The 16,456-nt window shown below is 51.3% G+C and carries 11 protein-coding genes and 1 tRNA gene; 8 read left to right on the top strand and 4 right to left on the bottom strand.

What is annotated here, in order from left to right; genetic code table 11:
- Nucleotides 1–254 precede the first annotated feature (254 nt).
- Nucleotides 255–827 (bottom strand): type II secretion system protein, encoded by a 573-nt coding sequence (locus RID21_RS17895; protein ID WP_232106685.1) that lies wholly within the window; start codon nt 825–827, stop codon nt 255–257.
- 543 nt (nt 828–1,370) lie between these two features.
- On the opposite strand from RID21_RS17895, the gene RID21_RS17890 reads away from it, so the two are divergent.
- The 6 genes from RID21_RS17890 to RID21_RS17865 all read left to right on the top strand — a co-directional run bounded on the left by RID21_RS17890 (nt 1,371) and on the right by RID21_RS17865 (nt 7,689).
- The gene (locus RID21_RS17890; protein WP_350191159.1) at nt 1,371–2,504 is read left to right on the top strand and encodes an HlyD family secretion protein; all 1,134 of its coding nucleotides are present in this window, start codon (nt 1,371–1,373) and stop codon (nt 2,502–2,504) included.
- Nucleotides 2,501–4,753 carry an ABC transporter permease gene (locus RID21_RS17885; protein ID WP_350191157.1) on the top strand — a complete coding sequence of 751 codons (2,253 nt, stop codon included), beginning with the start codon at nt 2,501–2,503 and terminating at the stop codon, nt 4,751–4,753. The genes RID21_RS17890 and RID21_RS17885 overlap by 4 nt, the downstream gene beginning before the upstream one ends.
- A 128-nt stretch (nt 4,754–4,881) precedes the next feature.
- On the top strand, nt 4,882–5,814 hold the full coding sequence (locus RID21_RS17880) for a fumarylacetoacetate hydrolase family protein (RefSeq protein ID WP_350191155.1): 933 nt from the start codon (nt 4,882–4,884) through the stop codon (nt 5,812–5,814).
- Between the two features lie 325 nt (nt 5,815–6,139).
- Complete coding sequence (locus RID21_RS17875; protein WP_350191153.1) at nt 6,140–6,430, top strand: hypothetical protein; 291 nt, start codon at nt 6,140–6,142, stop codon at nt 6,428–6,430.
- Between the two features lie 489 nt (nt 6,431–6,919).
- Nucleotides 6,920–7,309 (top strand): hypothetical protein, encoded by a 390-nt coding sequence (locus RID21_RS17870; protein ID WP_350191151.1) that lies wholly within the window; start codon nt 6,920–6,922, stop codon nt 7,307–7,309.
- A gap of 306 nt (nt 7,310–7,615) precedes the next feature.
- Nucleotides 7,616–7,689 (top strand) — tRNA-Arg (locus tag RID21_RS17865).
- 85 nt (nt 7,690–7,774) lie between these two features.
- On the opposite strand, the gene RID21_RS17860 is transcribed toward RID21_RS17865, so the two are convergent.
- The 3 genes from RID21_RS17860 to RID21_RS17850 form a co-directional block, all read right to left on the bottom strand.
- A complete protein-coding gene (locus tag RID21_RS17860; RefSeq protein WP_350191149.1) occupies nt 7,775–8,509 on the bottom strand; it encodes an SGNH/GDSL hydrolase family protein in 735 nt (244 codons plus the stop codon).
- Between the two features lie 158 nt (nt 8,510–8,667).
- The gene (locus RID21_RS17855) at nt 8,668–12,789 is read right to left on the bottom strand and encodes a M56 family metallopeptidase (RefSeq protein WP_350191147.1); all 4,122 of its coding nucleotides are present in this window, start codon (nt 12,787–12,789) and stop codon (nt 8,668–8,670) included.
- A complete protein-coding gene (locus RID21_RS17850; RefSeq protein WP_350191145.1) occupies nt 12,786–13,184 on the bottom strand; it encodes a BlaI/MecI/CopY family transcriptional regulator in 399 nt (132 codons plus the stop codon). Before RID21_RS17850 ends, RID21_RS17855 begins: the two co-directional genes overlap by 4 nt.
- 492 nt (nt 13,185–13,676) lie before the next feature.
- On the opposite strand from RID21_RS17850, the gene RID21_RS17845 reads away from it, so the two are divergent.
- Together RID21_RS17845 and RID21_RS17840 are read left to right on the top strand one after the other, a co-directional pair.
- Nucleotides 13,677–14,981, top strand: a complete 1,305-nt coding sequence (locus RID21_RS17845) for an FG-GAP repeat domain-containing protein (protein ID WP_350191143.1) — start codon at nt 13,677–13,679, stop codon at nt 14,979–14,981.
- On the top strand, nt 14,978–16,357 hold the full coding sequence (locus RID21_RS17840) for a tetratricopeptide repeat protein (protein WP_350191141.1): 1,380 nt from the start codon (nt 14,978–14,980) through the stop codon (nt 16,355–16,357). Before RID21_RS17845 ends, RID21_RS17840 begins: the two co-directional genes overlap by 4 nt.
- The last annotated feature ends 99 nt before the right edge of the window (nt 16,358–16,456 follow it).

Below are 16,456 nucleotides of genomic sequence, written 5' to 3'. Positions count from 1 at the left end.
TGAAGTGAGAGAGTTTTACTCATTCAGAAGTCAGCAGAGGCGGATTTATAATGCGATTGATTTTTTCTGCCAAGACCAACTTTCCTAAAAAAGATCGCATTTTTCCAGTTTGAAAGATCTACAAATAATTGATCTTCGTAAGTCGCGGCAGTCAGACCATTAATAAAGAAAAACAGGTGAAACTTGACGCTCAAATCAAGCTCCACCTGTTTTCAGGAGAGTGTCTTCATTGTATAGCGGAAACAAATTCCGGCTTACGGTTCTGCTTCCAGGCGTTTCAGATCCCGCTTCAGCAATTCGATCGCTTCAGTCAGATTCCGGCGTGCAACCAGTGAGGCGGTGTTCTGAGACAGATCATATTTAAAGTTCTTCAAGGCGCGTTTTGCTTTGTCTATCTTTTCTTCTTTGGTCATCTCTACGTGATCGTATTCGACCAGATTAGGGTCATGTGTCACAGTGTCATTGACTTCAGTGATGTCATTGGTGGGAGCAGATGCCAGGGCAACTACTTTCGGGGCAGAAACGGGCTCTTCACCTGTTTCTTCAGCCATCAGTTCATCTGCATGAGCCTTCTGCTGTTTTTTCAGGTTGATGGCGTACATGTCCAGGATTTCCTGGAGGGAGTGTTTATAGGTTCCCGAAATTTCGGTGATTACCGGGCCGCCCGCGTATTCGTATTCGCGGTATACCCAGTAGGGGCCCGATTTCTGTTTACTTTGCAGGGAGGCATCCTGTGCCTTCTGAATCTCTGGTAAAAGTAATGCGATCAAAACAGCTATCGTTGCGATAGCGACCATCAATTCGATTAGTGTGAATCCTCTTCTCATTCCTCTTTTCTTAGATGATGATGTTCTCATCATCTCTCCTTATTTAACGAAAACCACAACATGCTCAACAAACAGTTACGAGCACAAACTCTTAACGCCCGGGTTTATAAGGGCACATGTTTAAGGGATTGTTTCTGTTTGATGATTATTGTGATTTGGTACTTAAGCGAATGATGTGCCAAATCTGTTTTCGTCCGAAGAAACAACATTGCCTGAGGCTCTATCCTCAATAGATTAAAAGAGATAAGACGACTGAAGATATGGTGTGTTAAGAGGAATTTATTTTTTGAATCATCAAACTCCCGCAGTCACCATCGAGAGCTGCCCGATTCTTAAGCAGCATCAAGGGAGCTCACTGCGGTTGCTACCCTGTCGAGCTGTGATGGTTGAAAATGCGGATGTGATGATTGATACAGGGGAACTGATTCGATTCCCGGCGTTCCTTTGGAATTCTCTAAAGGCCCGCAAGATGAATCGGACTTAAATGTATATAATGCGATCTACCTGCCAGACGTGTTCATACTTTCAAACAAGGATAGACCATTGAAGAAAATTCTGGGACTGATTGGATTGGGAGTGATCCTGATCCTGGCCCTCGTCATGAGCCAGAATCGCTATGAACCCTTAAAGGTCTCCGGGTTCATTGAGGCGGATGATATTCGACCCGGTTCCAGAGTGGGGGGGAGAGTCAGGCAGGTTCTTATCGAAGAGGGACAAAAGGTCAGCAGGGGAGAACTGCTGATTGAACTGGAGCCTTACGATCTGCTGGAACGAAAGGCCGAGGCCGAAGCGGCACTGGCGGAAGCGAAAGCATATCACAGTAAACTCGTAGCCGGCTTTCGCCCGGAAGAAATCGCTGAAGCGGCAGCAAAGGTCGATCAGCTCAAAGCGCATCTCACACAGCTGGTGAATGGACCACGTCCCCAGGAAATTGAAGCCGCCGTCGCAGAACTCAGACTGGCCGATGCCCAGTTTCGACTGGCGCAGGCGCAGCAGTCTCGGATCGAAACTCTGTTTGCCGAAAAAACAGCTTCTCAGGACGAACTGGATACCGCCAATACGGAATTCCAGGTGGCTGCCGCCAGAAAATCGGTCAAGGAGCAAGCACTGGAACTGCTCAAAGAGGGGACCCGCAAAGAGGAAATTGACGCAGCACGGGCAGAGCTGAAGCAGGCAGAGGATGCCTGGCAGTTGATGAAAAACGGAAGTCGCCGGGAAGATATCGAACAGGCGGCGGCAGCAGTGAAAAAAACAGAAGCAAACCTGCAGGCAATTGAAAAGCAGATTAGCGAGCTGAAAATCATTTCGCCTGCGGACGGGGTCGTCGAAGCAGTCGACCTGGAACCGGGGGATCTGGTGGGAAGCAACGCGCCGGTCATCTCCATACTGGATCTGAATCACCTCTGGGTTCGTTGTTACGTTCCTGAAAACCATCTGGATATTCGCATTGATCAGCGGGTCAAGGTCACCATCGACAGTTATCCGGATCGCAGCTTTGAAGGCGTCATTTCATTCGTTTCTCGTCAGGCTGAGTTCGTACCTCGCAACGTGCAGACACCCGAAGAGCGATCCAAGCAGGTCTTTCGTGTGAAAGTCAGGCTACAGAATGAAGAACGCCTGCTCCGTCCCGGGATGGCGGCTGATGTCTGGCTGGATCAACGGGGAGACCGCTCATGAACTCGGTGATTCAGCTTGATCAGCTGACGCGTGACTTTGGTACTCTACGGGCCGTTGATCAGGTGAGCTTTGAAGTTGAACGGGGAGCGATCTTCGGTCTGCTGGGGCCCAATGGCAGCGGTAAGTCTACGATCATCCGCATGTTGTGCGGCGTTCTGGAACCAACGGGCGGCGGTGCACAGGTTCTGGGTTATGATGTGAGCACCGATGCCGAGCTGATCAAACGCCGGATTGGCTACATGTCTCAAAGCTTCAGTCTCTACGCCGACTTGAGCGTCCGGGAGAACATCGAATTCTACGGTCGAATCTACGGGTTGAGTCCCGAGAAACTGGAACAGCGGTTTGAGGAGATCATTGAGCTGACTTCTCTGGGCGACCGCCTGGATCAGCTGGCGGGAAATTTATCCGGAGGCTGGAAGCAGCGTCTGGCTCTGGGCTGTGCTCTGATTCATGAACCGGAATTGCTGTTTCTGGATGAACCGACGGCCGGGATTGACCCGGTTGCCCGCCGCGATTTGTGGGACCTGCTCTTTGAACTGGCGGGGCAGGGGGTGACCCTGTTTGTGACCACACATTACATGGATGAAGCCGAACGTTGCAGCGATGTGGGCTATATTTATAATTCGCGACTGATTGTCTGTGGAAAGCCGGAAGAGCTGAAACAGTTATCCAGCGTGACTCCCCCCGGATCGGCGCGCTGGGAAATCGATATTCCACACCCAGCGACGTGGTTGGGTACTTATCGCGAAATGGACGGGGTGCACGACGCCACTCTGTTTGGTCAAACAATTCACGTGCTCGCGGATCAGAGTCTGACAGAACATGATTTCATTAATCGTATTCCAGAATCGCAGGGCACCGTTCAAGTCCGGCCGATCACACCTTCACTCGAAGATGTGTTTGTGACACTGAGTCGGGCGGAGGGATTGAATCGCGACGGAGACACTCACGCGAGTGCTGTACCAGAGGGAACTACAACGCAGGCAACCGAACCACAGGCAGAGACGAGTGCCGCGCGGACTGAGCCACCACTTGCTCCGGAGAAATCACCCGGTAATACTAAAGCCCGCAGTAAGCAGACTCCCCAATTCAGGCAGAAGATGCTGGCAGGTTTCTGGGCCATTCTGGTCAAGGAATTTTCTCATATCAGACGGGAACCATCGACGCTGCTGTTCGCCTTTGCCGTCCCGGTATTACAGACCCTGATCTTCGGGTTTGCGATCGACACCCAGATTGAAAATATACCGACGGTCATCTTTGATCTGGACGGTCGCTCCAGTGCGCGCGAGCTCCGCGAGGCGTTCGCGAACACCCGCACCTTTATGATCATTGATCGCGTTTATGATCACGATGCCTTTCGTCGTGCCTTCGAGTCTGGCAGGGCCAAGGTGGGGGTTGTCATTCCGCCGGATTATTCCGATCGCCTGCTCAAGGGAGAGCAGGTCTCGGTTCAGGTGTTAATTGATGGCAGCGATTCCCAGGTCGCCACGACGGCACTCAATGCTTCCAGCCTGCTGGGGTTTAATTATTCGACCAGCATTACCAAGCAGTTAGCCGAAACACTGAATGTCGTGCCCTCCCGTGATGCAGAAGGGAAGGTTGCGCTGCCTGTGGAGATCCGACCGCGGTTGCTCTACAACCCCGACCTGGATAGCTCGCATTTCTTCGTGCCTGGTCTGGTTGGTATTATTCTGCAACTGGTGACTCTGTTCCTGACTTCATTTGCCATCGTCCGCGAACGGGAACTAGGGACCCTGGAGCAGTTGTTCGTAACGCCGGTGAGCAAATCCGGTTTGATGTTGGGGAAACTGGTTCCCTATGCGATGATCGGATTTGTGGAAACCCTGATTGTTTTAACAGTGATGGTCTTCCTGTTCGGCGTACCGATTCACGGAAATCTGTGGGAACTGCTGACACTTTCGCTGCTGTTCCTGATTTGTGGTCTCGGCCTGGGGATGCTGGTCTCCACCATCGCACAGACACAGTTGCAGGCGGTGCAGTTTGCGTTTCTGATTATGCTGCCTTCAGTGCTGCTTTCGGGATTCATGTTCCCCCGTTCCCAGATGCCGCTGCCGATTTACCTGTTTACCTTTATCATTCCCGTAACTTATTTCCTGGAGATCTTAAGAGGCATTGTTCTGCGGGGGGCGGGGATTGCGGATCTGCTCCCTTATGTCACCGGGCTCAGTCTCTGTTGCGTGGTAATTCTGGCTGTAAGTTTAAAGAGATTTCAGAAGCAGCTAACATAAACGTTCCTGTAAACTGGTCTTTCCTGCCGCAGACGTTAGCATGAACAGGGAGAGACTCATTCAGGAATTCGTACTGTCCTCAAGACTGACCCACCGATTTGCAGATCCCGATCAGGAGTTGAAAGACCATGAGACTGTGTCGCTATCAGTTAGATAACCAGATTGCCTGCGGTTTTTATACAGAAGATTCCGTTCTGCCCTTGAGTGCTGCTGCTGACCTGGCTGGCGTCGAGCTTGATGAATCTGAAGGACTGATTCCCTTTCTTCCCGGGGGGGCACAGCGGGAAACGATCCTGGTGATTGAGCAGCAGTTGAAGCAGTCCATGGATGAAGAACTCTTTCCGATGTCGATCATGCTGGAAGATGTGCAGTTGCTCGTGCCCGTACCTGAACCTTCCAAGCTGCTGCTTCTGGCTGGGAATTATTCAAAACACATTGAAGAAGGGGGCGGCAAAGCCGAGGAGCGCCAGAAGACGTTTCCCTATGTGTTCATGAAGCCTCCATTGACGACTCTCACTCATCCGGGACAGCCGGTGAAAATTCCTTCTGTCTCACCCGATCATATTGACTGGGAACTGGAACTGGGCATTGTGATTGGAAAATCCTGCAAGGGAGTCTCAGAAGCAGAGGCCCTCGATTACGTGGCCGGCTATACCGTGATCAATGATATCTCCGACCGCAAGTTCCGTCCCAACCCGGAGCGGACCCAGCGGGAAAAGGACGGTTTCTTCGACTGGTTGCATGGTAAGTGGCATGATACCTTCTGCCCGATGGGCCCCTGTATCACTCCGGCCTGTGATATTGAAGATCCACAGCAGCTCAAAATGAAACTCACCGTCAACGGAGAGGTGGAGCAGGATTCGTCTACCGCAGAGATGATCTTTTCCGTAGCAGCGATCGTTGAATTTATTTCCAGCTTTGTACAACTGGAACCGGGTGATGTTATTTCCACCGGAACGCCGAGCGGCGTTGGCGCCTCGAAAAACAAATTCCTCAAAGATGGGGATGAGATGCAAGCCGAGATTGAAGGAATTGGTGTCCTGCAAAACCCTGTTGTTTAAATGCAGGTTCTTGCAGAGAACAAGAGTTGTCCGCCCATCAATCAGCAAAACTGGCCGGTGGGCGGCTTAATTGTTCTCTTTTCGACCACACTTTTTTCAATTCTACAACAGTTTCAAGTAGTGGCTCTGCTTCGACTTGAGTAAAAAACTCTCTTTAAACCAAAACTCTGACATGGTTTAGGCGATTGGTCCGCAAATTCTACGCAAATGGCACAGCTATTGCGTTTTCCCTCTGATAAGACAGTCAAAGTTATTTGACTTCTGGTTTCATTCAAACAGGGATGAAGTCAGGCAACAACAGGGTTCTTATCAAGGAGACAAGACCATGAAACGTGCACTGACCGTAGCCCTGCTCGTGAGTAGTGTATTTTTAATCGGGGCCACACACACAACCGAGGCAAGGCCACCTGCCTGGAAACAGGCTCGTAAAAGTTATCGTAAATTTGAGCGAAATTACCGCCATGCAAGGCGGGATTATCGACGTTCCTACAATCGATACCGAAACCATTACCGCCGACATCACCGCAGATACAACCATGGTAGTTACTATCGTGGATACCGCGGTTACCGGGGCGGCTATTACTCACCCGGTTTCGGTTTCTATTATGGATGGTAATCCATATTTATAATAGATCCGCCCTGATCAGGTTTTAGCTGATCTTGTCGGGCCGGTTCCTGTCTAGCAGGTTCAAATTGGCAAATATTCTCAAGTCTTTCATTCATCTGGTTCGGCCCGATCATTTGAATGGGAGGCTTGTTTTTTTATACCCACTCGATCGGCAGTTTCTGCTGGAATATCCAGGCTGACTGGCATCAGATTGATCTCGGCTGTTGCAAGACTGAGACGCTTTTTTTCGATCCGCCACTGGTGCCAAAAATTGTTGATTTCCTAAGTCCCAATAAAAAAAGAGGTTAAGGGTGGACAGTTATTGTTTGGGATTTTGGCACACTTATAGCGATTTTCAGAATCAGAGCAGGCGGACAAGTATGTAATGAGTGAAGGATTCTCAACCGTTCTGCAACCGAGTGCCAGACAAACAGCGAGGATGCTGATTCCAACTCGTCTGTGACACTCACATGGTTCATTTTTCCAAGGAGCGAAACGATGCAAAAGAGCACAGATACGGTTGATGCAGGCGAAACAGCTACTCCCAAAAAGCGTAAAGGACTGAAGCTGGCACTGTGTATGGGACTGGTACTCGGCGGTACGTTTTTACTGATGCCGACCCAACAGGCTGAAGCAGGCCACGGATGTTACTCCGGGTATCGGGGATATGGTTATTCTTATCCCAGCTACGGGTATCGCGGTTACTATAATTCCTATCCCAGCTATGGATCGGGGGGCTTTTACTACAGCAGCCCGTCCTTCGGAATCGGAATTTACAGCGGTAGCGGCTACCGAGGCGGATACTATGGCGGATATCGCGGTGGGTACCGAAGCGGATACCGTGGCGGTTACGGACATCGTGGCCATCACCATCACGGCCATCACTAAGGTTGATGCTGAGAATCCTCTCAGATTAGTCCCGACTTTTAGTGAGACCAGGCTCTGTTTCCAGGGAACAGAGCCTTTTTTCTTGCGCGGCTGGGAACCTGACCTGCCTGAGAGCTGTCTCATATCAACAGGCGCTGATCGCCAAATGGTTCGATTCGAGCCCGAAAAACCGTCAAAAAGCATACAGTGGGAGCGATTCCACTCCCAAAACCGGGGATGAGCTGCCAAAAAGATTCAAATGCAGCTTCCGAAACGCTTTAAAACGGAGAACGGGCTCGCTAAAATACCCTTTCCCAATCGGGACGGGCACCCCTAGCTCAATTGGATAGAGCATCGGTTTACGAAACCGAAGGTTGCAGGTTCGAACCCTGCGGGGTGTACTTATTATCTCCTCTTGAGATAATCGCTTACAAATGACAGGCCTTCGTCATTCTGACGAAGGCCTTTTGCATTTCCAGGGGCTTTCTACGGTTTCACCGCTTTCACGATGAGATCTGCGATCGCCTGCATTCCCTGGTCGCCCGGATGGGCTGCGACACCTGCGTGTTCAAATTTTCGCTCCGCGCGGGCGTAATTTTCTTCGTTCTTACCCAGTTTGCTGATATCGACGAAGGTGCCACCGGCCTGCGCACAGGCTGCTTTCAATGCCTTGTCTTTGGCGGGATTAGACCAGAAGCTGCTGCGGACAATGATTGTGGGCTGGCTCTCTGACTGCACCAGTTTCAGCAGTTCATCTACACTGCTTTTGAAGCGGGCCTGTTCCGCATCTGATTTCAACTGCGGAACATTTTCACCAATCGCGAGGATCACCAGGTCCGGTTTGAATGAGAACGCATCCTGCAGGTGTTCCTTGAGATTGTAGTCTGCATAGTTTCTTTCAAACGTGGCGATGTTTTTCACCATCGTTTGCGGTTTTTCGGACGGAGACTTCGTCAGTGCTTTGGTCACCAGATGAACGTAGTCTTTCTCGAGACTGCTGGCCGCCATTCCCCAGTTGCCCTTCCAGCCAATCTTGGGAGCAGGACCATGCAGGGTGATACTGTTCCCCAGAAACAGGATTCTCTGGAACTGCTTTGCTGGCTGTGATTCCTCTGCTTCAGCGGGCTGAATTGAAAAACAACCTACGATTATCATGGCCCAGATCAGAGGACATTGTTTGAAAGAGAGCAGGTGATTCCTGAGCAGACGTTTTTTGTTCATAGATAGTCCTGTGAGTTCGATCGCAATGAGTGGCGTGATTACAATCAGTTGAAGCACTTAACCCGTACCCTGCTGAAGGGCACCGACTGCAGTAAACAATATTCTACTCGCGAGATGGCTTCAATATAATTGATGCCATCGAAGCCGGTATTCAGGGATTACTTTCGACCGCGTGAGCGATTACGCATCCATTCCAGTTGTTGTGACTGCTGGCGGGAAAGGGGACCGAGGCTGATTTCGCGCACTTCTTCTGGTAACACGCTGACTGAAACGCCTGCCAGCCCAATGCTGCTTCCGTCCTCGTTATGAAAGTTGCGAGAGAGCAGTGTCTGGTTGATGGGAGGTATATGGTGATAGGCGAACTGCTGTTTCTGCGCCTCCGCGGGCAGGTCGCTCCAATATTGATTGATGGAGATATCAGGCCAGCCCGCGCGGGCATCGACGCGGGTGCTTAGATTGACGGTCTGGGTTTCTTCCGGCACTTTGGCAAGATTGACCTTGAGGCCCGACCAATGCAGGAGTTTGAGCTCATTTTGAGATGCAAAATATTCATTACTGTCAAATTTGAAACCCTGTTCCGGGTGCAGGGCCATGATATAATATTTCTCTCCTGCCGGCGGGTAAAGTGTGAACTCGCCCTGGGAATTTGAACGTGTCATCCTGTGCTCGAGCGGGTTGCGAATACGTCCCTGAACGAGGGCCATCTCGTACGTCTTATAAGAGATCGATTCGGGCACGGAAGTGATCAAAACGACTTCGGCATCGGCAACTGGTTTGCCATTGAGATCCACAATCCGTCCGGTCAGTTTATCAGCTGGATCAGGATGCAGGTCTGCGTCTGTCTTGATGTGGTCATAGTAATAATCAGCCCGAGCTGAAAGAGCCCCCTGGCTGGAACCACGAAAATGATATTTCTGCTGTAGTTTTCGAATCTGAGGATTTAAATTGACGACAGCTTTTTGAGCTGACAGCGCACCACGTGTGAAATAAAAGGCAGGCTGTACCGCTGCAGGATCTTTCAGCTTTGCAAAATGCCGGTCCAACTCCTCCCAGGTGATCGGCTGCCGACCGTTGAGCAACATCAGATGTTGCGCGATCACAACGGGGATTTTCTCAATCGCTGGTTGGGCGTCTGTCGTTTCTTCTTTCGTGGAATCACGTTGGGCCAGCTCAAAATTCACTTGGGTCTCACCATTCGGGTTGATCTGCACATCCTGCCTGGGCCCTTTGTGATATTGCAGGATGACTTCCACTTTCTGAGGTTTGCCTGCCGGGTCAAGATCGATGGCGAGCCCCGGGAGCAGGGCCGTTCCTCTTGATTCCGTGACCTTGATGGGAACATCCGCGCCAATCAATTCTGTATACCGTGACTTGTCTTCTGGTACACAGACGACACTCTGGCGAACGGCGACTTTCGAATCATTTTTAATGGAATACTTTTCAATGAAGTCTTTGGAAAACGTGATGCGCAGGTCCCGCCGATCGGGAATCACAAATTCCTGATTCTGTCCTGCCTGGATGCTCTGCACGATCGCCCGCCGGCCATCGAGGGCCTCGATTATGAACAGGTACTGGGCACCTGACGTCATCTCTGTCAGTTCATATCGACCATCCACGTCTGTCTTTGTTAAGGGGCTGCCCCAGTAGGTGCCTCTGCCGGATCCAGAATAAGCGTGGGAACGCTGGCCACCAAACTGATGCTTGAGGTAGAGTTTTACGCCTTCGACCGGCTGGCCCATTTCGTCCAGAATCCGCCCCGTCGTTTTCTGGCTGGCTTTCAGCGTGATCGTGCTGGTGCCGTCTGCTTTGACGGGAAGTTTCTTCGACTGACTGGGCTCGTATCCGGGGGCTGAGACTTTGACATTATACGAGGTATCGGCCAGATGGATCAGTTGAACGTTTCCCTGCTCATCTGACTGCAGGGGATAATTCGGTCCACCTGCTGAGCCCCCCCAGGTTGGGTGAATCACAATGGTTGCACCTGAGATCGGCTCCCCCTGCTCATTGTGGATTTTGAGTTGATGTGCATGTCCGGGTTTGAGGATCATCTGCAAATCATTGCGGGAAACGCCCGCTTTCAGGGACCCGACATCCAGGCGAACCGGGGCATATTGATTGGGATGATAAAAGAGTACCAGAGGTCCCTCGGGGAACAATCCTTCAAAGGTGTCTGTAAAGTAGCCCACTGTACCATAAACACCCGGGCTCCTGTGCAGGAGGAGGCCCTTTGATTCAACAGGAGAACCATCTTCAAGCAGGATTTTGCCTGAGACTTTGACCCGTTCTGCAGTGTTATTTACTCGAGGTTTTTGGGGTGTTTTGGAGGCTGTTTCAACGGGATTCAGGGGGACGTCATTAATCTCGATAAATTCATAAGGACGTGCCTGGAATTCGAAATAATCGAGATCTTCCAGTTTGAGATTCTTAAAATAGGCTCGGTATGTAAAGTAGCTATTCTGGGAGATACTCGAATTGGCAGACTGTGAGGTGCGGTGTTCTTTCCCTGTCTTATCGACGGCGATGATACGAACCTCACGATCATGATTATTGTGTGTCGCCACCACAACAATACGGTCCTGTTGCTGATAAGGACCGGACATCTGCATGTGATACGTTTCGCCAGAACCACCCGATTCTGAAAGACCCTGATCTCCATAGGTGTTATCTGCGGGGAGTCTGATCTTGGTGTCCCAGGAACCGCTGGCAACACTGATTCGTACATTGGCTTTGATTTGCTTCTCTTTGACAGCAAAAGCATTTCCAAAGATCCCGGGGGGAAATGCTTTTTGATCTTTCTGAAATGGAGAACTGCCCATTCGTGAAACGTACTGTTTTCCGGTCACAGGATCCTGCCGAATCAAAGCTCCCCGGACGCTGGACCCTTCAGGCAGATTTCGAATTCTGTATATGATCTGACGACCTGTTTCACCAGGATTATCGGCGATCATCCGTGGTTGCTGCTGATAAGGAACCGAATTCAGCCTCTTCCCGGTAAGATTCCACCAGCGCTGCTCTGGAGTATCGTAAGTTCCCAGAGCAATCACTTCGACATTCCCCTTCAACTGGAATGAATCACGGGGCTCCAACTCAGCAGCTTTCTTGTCCGACTCTTCGGACGGGGACTGGCTGGCCCAGATCGCAGAGCCCAACATGACACAGAGTAGCAGAGTCAGATAAATCAACCCTCTGGACAGCCGAAGCGGTTCGGACAATGGTTCCCCGAACAGTCGTGCGACCCGCCGACGGACTTCAGAGGGCGAGGCACCACTGACGGCCAGTGAAGAGAGATCCGCGGTCCGGGGATGTTGGGGTTGTGCCAGTTCCAGAACGCGCAGTAAGGCACTCGCATAGTTGACCCGCTGAGTGTGCTGATCACAGGGCTCATAATTGCAGGTCATTTCATCACAACAGAACTCACGCAGCACGTTGATTTTGCGATTCACATACCAGAGACCGGGGTTGAAAAACAGGATGGTCTCCGCCAGACGCTGTAAGAGGTTGATCCACATGTCCCAGCGTCGGATGTGCGCCAGTTCGTGGGTCAGAATCAGTTCCAGTTCAGCCGGGGTGAGGCCACTCAGCATCGACGTGGGCAGCAGGATCAGCGGGCGGAAGAGGCCGACGACAGTCGGCACAATGAGTTCTTTCGTCTCTGCAATCCGGGGAGCCAGTTTGAGAGACCACCGGGTGGCGAGCGTGCTGACGATTTCCACCAGAGGGCCATTCGTGAGTTGTATCGCGCGTGAGCTCAAGCGGTTCACCTGCAGCATGGATCTCAACAGGCGGAACAGCATGATGCCGACTCCCAACAGATAGCCACCGGCGATCCAGGGCAGGTAACGGTTCCAGTTCGACTGGGTAAGCAACGCGTCTGCTTGCTGGTCGGTCAGGGGAGAGAGCCGTTGAGCTGTTTCCCTTGATTGATTGTCGGCCGCAGGTGCTGTCGTGGGGAGAGCAGGCTTAAGAGTGTGGTCACCAGGTTTCTCTGCAGGCGTCACAGTCGGGAGAGGAGTCGAACGGGGAGCGGAGATCTGAGTCACCGTGGAATTGACGGGTGTCGTACGAAGCATGACGTAATAAAAAGAGAGTGGCAGACTGGCCAGTCCGATTAACAGGGCAGCGAGATGAAAACCATAACGCTTTTCGACGCGAACTCGTTTCATGAACCAGTCAGTAGTGTATACAAACAGTGCGATCACGGTCCAGATCCACAGAGAATGCAACAGTGTCAGACAGAGCCAGAGATTGAAGTCCGAATGAAGAAAGAAAATGTCATTCATTTTTCCTGCTCCCGTGCTTTGCGTGTGATGAGTTTGCGTAACTCTGTCATCTCGGTGGCATCGACATTGCTGGTTTCCAGCAGATTCAACATCATCGCCGAGGGAGAGCCATCAAATAGACGTGACAGCAGATCATTCATGATGCCGCCGGCGACTTCTTCTTTCCGGACCTTGGGGGAAAAGTGAAATGATTTGCCTACTTTTTCCCGGTTCAGAAATCCTTTGTCAAACATGATATTCAGCATCGTAATCACCGAACTGTGTGCCAGTGGACGCTGGGCCTGAGTTTCCAGGCGAGCCCGCACTTCGCGCACGCGGAGAGGCGATTCGTCCCAGAGCACTTTCAGGATTTCCAGTTCCAGTTGAGTCGGGTGTTCTGAACCAGGGCGTGCCATAGTGATTGGTCCTGTGTTTGACGTCTGGTTGAAGGGGCAGATGCACGGTGATACCGGAGTAACATCTAAATAATTAGATGATCCTAATCGATGAGTGCCGTTTGTCAATCTATTCTTCTAAATAATTAGATGATTGGGTGGCGATGATGTTCAGAATCGGGGGCTTGGGCTATAGTTGGGGAAACAGAGGGAATCTCTTTCCCGACTAATCCGCGAAGGAGCACAGGCTGGATTGATCGCAAAATCACGGCCTGTTTCCCTGAGCTGATTTTTGCGATCTGCTCTCCGCTTTTGCAAAACGAAACCGGAGGTAAGGGGTTAAATAGACAGGTTTTAGTCAAAATTCAGCAAACTTTCAGTTTTTTCTCGTGTCTCATTCCGTTTTGTCGTAAGGACTTAATGGCGGAGTGCACCCTCCCGTTCTAGAATAATCCTGCGGGCATTCCGGCCTGCCACCCTCCATTTTTTCATCTATGGAATTGACGAAACTTTATGTCCCAGAAAGTCACTGTTTGTCTGCTGTTGATACTGGTGGTGCTGATCCCGGTATTAACCTGGTTCTTTTTACCTACCCTCCCCTCACTGGGGCAGGCACCGGAAGTCTTTTCGGGAGGAAAATCCTATCCCGCGTCCCCGGTTGCCTGGAAACCGTTGAAGCTGGCGGCAGACCCACCCGGGCTGCCCCTGATCACCAACGTGCAGATTGTCGATATCGACGGGGATGGTAAGAATGAAGTGCTGGCCTGTGACTCAGCCCAGAGTGTGCTCTCCGTTTTCCGATCGAATCCACAGGGGGGCTGGGATGAGGAAGTCCTGTTAAAAGATCTGGCCGCACCCGGCCATGCGACCGTCGTCGACATCGATCAGGATGGCGACCAGGATATCATCATTTCCATTCTGGGGAATCTGACACCCGACGATCGGGTGATCGGTCGCGTCGAACTTTATGAGCGACAAGGCGACAAATACATCAAGCACGTGATCCTGGATGATGTCCGTCGTGTGGCTGATGTGCAGCCGGGCGATTTTGATGGTGACGGCGACCTCGATCTGGCTGTCGCGGTATTCGGATACAATCGCGGTCGGGTTCTCTGGCTGGAGAACCGGGGCGATTTCAAATTTCGAGATCACGAACTCTTAAATGCTCCGGGTACCATTCACGTTCCAGTGGCCGACTATGACGGGGATGGCGACCTGGATATCGCTGCGATTGTCACTCAGGACGAGGAGGAACTCTGGGCTTTTGAAAATCTGGGCGAGGGGAAATTCAAAAAGCGGCGTCTGTGGTACACGGTCAACCTCGACCTGGGGGGCGCCGGACTTGTCAAAGCAGACCTGGATCAGGATGGAGATGAGGATTTGATTCTCCCTGCCGGTGATAACCTGGAAGACCTGGATGCTTACCCGCAACCCTATCATGGCTGTTACTGGTTCGAGAACAAGGGCAACTGGGAATTCGAATTGAAGCGAATTTCGGATCTGGCAGGTACCTATGCGGCCGACGTTGCCGACATGGATGCTGACGGCGACCTGGATGTGGTTCTGGTGAGTATGACCAATGACTGGTACGATCCAACAACGGCCAGCGTCGTCTGGCTGGAAAATGATGGTAAACAGAATTTCAAAACCTGGCAGATCGCCAGTGATCCCATTCACCTGGTCACCGTCGACACGGGAGATCTGGATGGGGATGGGAAAACAGACTTGGTGGCGGGGGCTCTGAATATGAGAAAGCCTTATCAGCGGATTGGCCGGGTTTCTGCCTGGCTGAATCTGGGACAGGAGGTGAAACCATGATTCAGATTATTCGTATGCTCTTGATTCTGCTTGTCGTGGAGACAGGCTATTGTGGATATCTTGTTGCCAAGCGGATGTCTCGTCCGCTTCCCGTTCTGCCAAATGCGGAGAGTACCGATACTCTGATTATGGAAGAATATCGCGAACTGGCTCGGGAAGCGGAGACCGGGTATGCACCGGAATGGATCAGGTTAGGGCAGGCCTTTCTGGGGCAGGGGATGTATGCCTACGCCGAGAACTGTTTCGCCGAAGCGGCCCGACAGGATCCTGAGAGTGCAGTTGCTCAATCCAGCTACGCATTCTGTCTGGAACGTACCGGGCGTATGGCAGACAGTACTCTGGAATACGAAAAACTAAAAGACATGCAGGCGGACACGTCTGTTCCATTTACCAGCCCCAAACATTATCTGTATGCCATCGGCAGAAATTATCTGCGACAGGAAAAACCAGATGAAGCCGAGCAGGCTTTTCTGCAGAATACCGATTTTCAACCTGCCGATTTCCAGCGGGCCAAGCTGCTGTTGCGTTCCGGTCGGACTGAAGAAGCGTTGTTGATCGTTGAGCGTAATTTGAAGGAATCCCCTAACTCCCTCTACTTCAACTTTCTGAATTACCTGGCGCTGGAAGAACTCGGACGTGACTTTGAGGCAAAACAGGCTGCCGACCAGGTGGAGCGGGCGATGTATGTCGTTCCCCTGAATTTCAATACGGAATTTATTATGCCCTACAGCAAGCGACTGGGCGTCTCCAAGGCCATTGAAGACTATAACCAGATGCTGGATCGGGATGACATGGATCATCTCGCGAAGAAACTGGATGAAGTGTTTACGCTGATGGGGGATCGCAGAACTCCGCAGGTCAAAGCGACCGTGATGCGGATGATCGAAGTGGAGTTCCAACGTAAGAATCCCGAGCGAATGCTGCTGCTGTTGAATAAATTGAATGAATTTGGCATCGAAGAACCCGATACGATTCAGTTCAAAGGGGGCGTTTATCTCCTGAAGGGCGATCTGAAAACCGCAGAGGAATATTTGCTGCGGGTGGCAGAAATGTCCCCCACAATTGAGATCCACGAGACGCTTGCCAATATTTACAACGATCGGAATGACGCAGAAAAACGTGATTACCATCAAGGCAAGATGGCATTACTGGCAGCCATGATGAGTTTTCGCAATGACAACCTCGTGGTAGCCGAGGAAGCGATTCAGCAGTCTGTTGATAAGAATCCCAACGACCCTCAGGCCTGGTTTTACTTTGCCGAAATCAAACGGCTCCAGAAAGACAGGCAGGCCGCCCGGGAGGCATACGAGAAATGCCTCAAGCTGAATCCGAATCATGGTCGGGCCATTGACGAGCTTAAGCTGTTAACCCAGTAGGTTAATATTGGCAGTCCGAGGTGACTCTCGGCGTGTAAGCCTTCTCTCAGATTGAGCGCAAGAAAAAAGCGACTCACAATCGATGATCGTGAGTCGCCT

Origin of the sequence: Gimesia sp. (assembly GCF_040219335.1) — a bacterium.
In the GTDB taxonomy this organism is placed as follows: Bacteria; Planctomycetota; Planctomycetia; order Planctomycetales; family Planctomycetaceae; genus Gimesia.
Note: the sequence above shows the minus strand (reverse complement) of the source record. Positions and strands in the feature narration are given on the sequence as shown.

Excerpts from the sequence above, each read along its gene's own strand:
- RID21_RS17895 (WP_232106685.1), bottom strand. The coding sequence starts at position 827 with ATGAGAAGAGGATTCACACTAATCGAATTGATGGTCGCTATCGCAACG.
- RID21_RS17885 (WP_350191157.1), top strand. The coding sequence starts at position 2,501 with ATGAACTCGGTGATTCAGCTTGATCAGCTGACGCGTGACTTTGGTACT.
- RID21_RS17880 (WP_350191155.1), top strand. The coding sequence starts at position 4,882 with ATGAGACTGTGTCGCTATCAGTTAGATAACCAGATTGCCTGCGGTTTT.
- RID21_RS17875 (WP_350191153.1), top strand. The coding sequence starts at position 6,140 with ATGAAACGTGCACTGACCGTAGCCCTGCTCGTGAGTAGTGTATTTTTA.
- RID21_RS17870 (WP_350191151.1), top strand. The coding sequence starts at position 6,920 with ATGCAAAAGAGCACAGATACGGTTGATGCAGGCGAAACAGCTACTCCC.
- RID21_RS17860 (WP_350191149.1), bottom strand. The coding sequence starts at position 8,509 with ATGAACAAAAAACGTCTGCTCAGGAATCACCTGCTCTCTTTCAAACAA.
- RID21_RS17855 (WP_350191147.1), bottom strand. The coding sequence starts at position 12,789 with ATGAATGACATTTTCTTTCTTCATTCGGACTTCAATCTCTGGCTCTGT.
- RID21_RS17850 (WP_350191145.1), bottom strand. The coding sequence starts at position 13,184 with ATGGCACGCCCTGGTTCAGAACACCCGACTCAACTGGAACTGGAAATC.
- RID21_RS17845 (WP_350191143.1), top strand. The coding sequence starts at position 13,677 with ATGTCCCAGAAAGTCACTGTTTGTCTGCTGTTGATACTGGTGGTGCTG.
- RID21_RS17840 (WP_350191141.1), top strand. The coding sequence starts at position 14,978 with ATGATTCAGATTATTCGTATGCTCTTGATTCTGCTTGTCGTGGAGACA.